This is a genomic window from Mycobacterium sp. (genome assembly GCF_035633495.1).
In the GTDB taxonomy this organism is placed as follows: domain Bacteria; phylum Actinomycetota; class Actinomycetes; order Mycobacteriales; family Mycobacteriaceae; genus Mycobacterium.
Genome location: NZ_DASQEU010000178.1, coordinates 1 through 2,384 on the forward strand (window position 1 = coordinate 1; position 2,384 = coordinate 2,384).

General features: G+C 64.6%; 3 protein-coding genes and 1 pseudogene. 3 read left to right on the plus strand and 1 reads right to left on the minus strand.

Annotated elements, in window-relative coordinates:
* Nucleotides 1-217 precede the first annotated feature (217 nt).
* Nucleotides 218-547, minus strand: coding sequence for a hypothetical protein (locus VET27_RS25570; RefSeq protein WP_526522701.1), 330 nt, complete (start codon nucleotides 545-547; stop codon nucleotides 218-220).
* A 469-nt stretch (nucleotides 548-1,016) separates the two neighbouring features.
* Between VET27_RS25570 and VET27_RS25575 the strand changes: the two genes are divergently transcribed.
* The 3 genes and pseudogenes from VET27_RS25575 to VET27_RS25585 all read left to right on the plus strand — a co-directional run.
* Nucleotides 1,017-1,187, plus strand: a complete 171-nt coding sequence (locus VET27_RS25575) for a hypothetical protein (RefSeq protein ID WP_526522704.1) — start codon at nucleotides 1,017-1,019, stop codon at nucleotides 1,185-1,187.
* 33 nt (nucleotides 1,188-1,220) lie between these two features.
* On the plus strand, nucleotides 1,221-1,556 hold the full coding sequence (locus tag VET27_RS25580; protein WP_526522707.1) for an Rv0361 family membrane protein: 336 nt from the start codon (nucleotides 1,221-1,223) through the stop codon (nucleotides 1,554-1,556).
* A 190-nt stretch (nucleotides 1,557-1,746) separates the two neighbouring features.
* Nucleotides 1,747-1,851: pseudogene (locus tag VET27_RS25585) on the plus strand (EspA/EspE family type VII secretion system effector); the annotation flags it as partial.
* Between the last annotated feature and the right edge of the window lie 533 nt (nucleotides 1,852-2,384).

Consider the following 2,384-nt stretch of genomic DNA (forward strand, 5'->3'; position numbering starts at 1 on the left):
ACAAGCCAGCCAGGTGGTCACTGCCGACACGACCGTCGACGTGTGCCACTGACGGAAAGAACTGGGCGCGTGAGCACATCAAGCCGCCGCCGGACGACCAACGCCACCAGCCAACTGCCTCAGGCGATTTGGCGCACGCAAGAAGACCGCCCGCGGTGGCAGCGGCTGTGATGCCAGCTGCGCCCGCGGGCGATCACTAGTGCAGAAGTACAGGCCGCTACGCCTTCGTCAGAAGGAACGGTGCGGACAGACTCCCCGCGGGAGCGCCACCACACCCTCCGGTGAAGTAAAACGCAATCACGCCTTCAAGGGACCCTGGGTCCCACGAATACGTGACGTTGGCGGGCAGCTTGCTGCCATCGTCGCAGGTGATCGCGTCTGACCGGTCGACCTTCATGATGAAGTAACCCACCTGCCAATGAGCCTGCCCCTGCCAAGGCACGTTCTCACCGCCCGTCTCGGCCACGTTCACGCACTGCTGGAACGGCTCCATGTTGGCGTCCTCGCACGGCGTGAACGTCCACGTCGCTGAATTCTCAGCGCCCAAGTCCAAGGTGTACGGGCCAGCTAGATCCTCCGCCGAAGCCGGACTTGCGAATCCGACCGCACTCAGGCCTGCGACCAATGCGGATATCGCTATCCCCTGGCGATTTTCATGATGTTCCCTCCGTGTGTGCCCCTCGGTTCGCCTCCGCCGGCGACGCGTCGAGTATTACACCGGGCTGCGATCAACGGTGCGGTAATGCGTGAGCGTTTTGCTCGACCCGGCTCCCTCAGTCGGCGAGTCCCAGTACTGCAACCACTTCACGAACTTGAACACCGGGAGGGTCACCACGTCGAGACCGACCACGACTGCCGCTCCAGTGAGGCTGATTCGAAATCCGGCGCCATCAACGGGAACACGGCCGCTGCCGGAAGGTGAGGCTGGACCGCAGACCCGGCGGCGCCTCGTCGCGCTCCGCCAATCGCAACCACGCCGTCAGCTGGGCAGCCGTCCTGATGCAATCGACGCCGAATTGGCCACCCGTACCGCCCGGCTGGACACCCCCGGCCGGCTGGCAGCCCGACCCGTCGTGGCCGCCCCCTCCGCCGGGTTGGCAGAAGTGGGTTTCCGAGGGTTCGGCGACGCGCAGAGCGGACTGATCATCGGGGGGCTCGTCGGGGCGCTTTGCTCGTCGTCGGCGTAGTGATCACGGTGTTGGTTTTGAGATCACCGTCAGATGGCACCGCGCCGAAGCCGACGGAGCCCTCCGCGAACCAAAAGACCCGACGAGGAGCAGATCGAGGACGTCGTCAAGGCGTTCGAAAAGGCATGGAACGACAGCGACTTCGATGGCTTCAAACCCGTCCTGTACCAGAAGATGCGCAACGACAAGGAGTTCAACGCAAAGGACTTCTTGGATGCGCGGGGCGAAAGCGGTGAATTGAACTTCGACGTCCAGTCGGTAGAGGTCGGCGGCGATTCAGCGACCGCAACCGTCACTCAAGACGGCGAAGACGCCGACGACATCGACTTCGTCCGCGAGGACGGCTCCTGGAAGTGGTGCAAGATGTGAGCCCAGAATTCGTGCGCATCCTGGCCTTCGGCGCTGCTAGCGCGATAAACGACGACGGGGAGGTGGCGCCGGTGGGCTTCGGTGACATCGTCAAACAAATCCGCGACATCGCGTAGACAATCGACCCACCGGGACCGCTCGGAATCACGGGCGAGGTCGTCGGCAGCGTCATCAGCACCGTCGGGCTGATCGGAGTCACGAACGGTTCACCTCGATGGCCGATCTGCTCGAGACCGCGAACCCCGGCGACCAGTGGTCCGGGACGGCAGCGGAGTGCTATACGTCGCAAGATGGTCAGCGTCACCACGTAGCCGGCCCCTACCACGGCGCCGCGCAGCGTGACGGCCAGGCCCGCACCGTCCACGGGGTCCAACCAGCGCCGAGACACTGGCTACCTCGCTCAGCCACATCGCAAGCCACGGCTCGGCGCCAAGCCGATCGAGCTGCGTCCCGAGGAGCCGCGACAGCAGCACCGGCACGAGCATCGCCGACTTCCAACTCTGCGTCAGCTCGGTTTGGCCGTTCTCGATGCGCACCGTGGTACCGAATGGCGTCGTCTGCGATGCTGTCGAGAAGTCCCTCGCCAGCGTCGAGCGCAGCGCCGACAGGGACTCCTGCCGCTGGTTCGACTTCAGCCATTCACCCAACAGGCGCTGGGAGCGCGAGCACCAGCAGTGGCGGTCATTCGACGCGCCTAGTTCGCACCCAATTGTCGGCCCATGACGTACACCTCCGCGATCGACGCTTCCCGGATGCCCATCAACAACGCGAAGAGGGTTTGCTCACGCGCCAGTTCGGGGTTCGGCGACCGCACCCCATATGTCACCG